We start from the raw sequence: 1,573 nt of genomic DNA, 5'->3' as shown, positions 1-1,573 counted from the left end.
CCCCCACAAGTATGCCTTGCAAGTTATATGTGCAGGGGGTTATGTTCGGTGGTGTGAGCCGTGCGGACGTGCCGACGCCCGCACGGCGGGGCGGCACCGTGACCGGGAAGGGCAGGGCGACACATGACCACCGACGGCACCCCGGACGGCACGGCGACCCACCGCGGCGGGCGCACCCTGCTGCGGTTCGAGCGCCGCCTGCGCCACCCGCCCGAGCGGGTCTGGCGGGCCCTGACCGACCCCGCCGAGCTGTCGGCGTGGCTCGCCGACGCCGACCTGGAACCCGCCGCCGGCGGGACGTTCGAGCTGCGCTGGCTCAACGCCGCCGACCCCGCCGAGCAGGCCGTGGCGCGCGGCACCGTCACCGCGTTCGACCCGCCGCGGCTGCTGGAGCTGGACTCCGACCTGCACGGCCGCCTGCGCTGGGAACTGTCCCCCGCGCCGGAGGGCACGCACCTGGTGTTCACCAGCGACGTGGTGCTGCCGGGCGAGTACCTCGTCCAGACCATGGCGGGCTGGCACGTGCACCTGGACTACCTCGACGAGTCCCTGGACGGCGCCCGCGTCGACTGGGCGAACTGGACCACCGCGCGCTGGCAGGCCCACCACGACCGCTACGCCGCCCGGCTCGGCGCGCTGGAGGACGTCCGCGGCCTGTACCGGGCGATCCTGGACGGCTGGAACGCCCGCGACGGCCGCGCGTTCGCCGCGCCGTTCCGCGAGGACGGCGTCTCGATCGGGTTCGACGGCAGCCTGCACACCGGCCGCGCGGAGATCGCCGCGCGGATGCAGGAGGTCTTCGCCCACCACCCCACCGCCCGCTACGTCGCCGCGGTCCGCGACGTGCGGCTGGTCGGCCTCGGCGCCGCGGTGCTGCACGCCGTCGCCGGGATGGTCCCGCCCGGCGCGTCCGACATCAACCCCGACGCCAACGCCGTGCAGACCATCACCGCGGCGCGGCTCATGGGCCAGTGGCGCGTCGCGGTGTTCCAGAACACGCCCGCCGCGTATCACGGCCGTCCCGGCGATGCCGCCGCGCTGACGGCCGAGCTGCGCGCCCTGATCCCGCAGGACCCGCCGCCCGCCCCGTGACGACGGCACACGACGGGCATGCGACGGGCACACCACGGCAGAGGACCCCGGGCCGTCCGGCCTCGGGGTCCTCTGCCGTGGTGCCGCGCGGGTCAGCGGCCGGGGGTTCGGCGCAGCGACCGCAGCGTCCGGCGGGACTCGGCGCGCCGGTCCCAGGCGACGGTGGCGAACACCACGGCGAACGCGGCGGGCAGCAGGGCCCACGCCGGCTCCAGCACCAGCAGCTGGGTGAGGACGGCGCCGCCCATCAGCCCGATCAGCCCGGTGGCGGCGAGCCCGGCCAGCCGCGGGACGACCAGGCCGATCGCGCCGGCGGCCTCGACGGTGCCGGTCACGTGCCGCAGCCACTGGCCCCAGCCGATCTCGGTGAAGGTCGTCACGGCGTCGGCCTGCCCGGCGAACTTGGGCAGCGCGGAGGCGAAGAACAGGAACGCCGCCAGGAGGATCTGCAGCGCCCACAGCGCCTTGCGCAGGACGGGAC

General features: G+C 75.8%; 2 protein-coding genes. One reads left to right on the top strand and one right to left on the bottom strand.

Going from position 1 to position 1,573, the window contains the following annotated elements; translation table 11 throughout:
• The first annotated feature begins 123 nt into the window (after positions 1–123).
• A complete protein-coding gene (locus E1264_RS45800) occupies positions 124–1,092 on the top strand; it encodes an SgcJ/EcaC family oxidoreductase (protein WP_243711518.1) in 969 nt (322 codons plus the stop codon).
• 92 nt (positions 1,093–1,184) lie between these two features.
• Here the strand turns inward: E1264_RS45800 and E1264_RS42475 are convergent.
• The coding region (locus E1264_RS42475; protein WP_207937022.1) for a DoxX family protein at positions 1,185–1,573 on the bottom strand (389 nt) is incomplete at its 5' end.

The sequence above is a fragment of the Actinomadura sp. KC216 genome (assembly GCF_004348535.1).
In the GTDB taxonomy this organism is placed as follows: Bacteria; Actinomycetota; Actinomycetes; order Streptosporangiales; family Streptosporangiaceae; genus Spirillospora.
This window is presented reverse-complemented; position numbering and strand designations above follow the sequence as displayed.

What these genes read in the sequence shown, in the direction of transcription:
- E1264_RS45800 (WP_243711518.1), top strand. Translation starts at nt 124, where the DNA reads ATGACCACCGACGGCACCCCGGACGGCACGGCGACCCACCGCGGCGGG.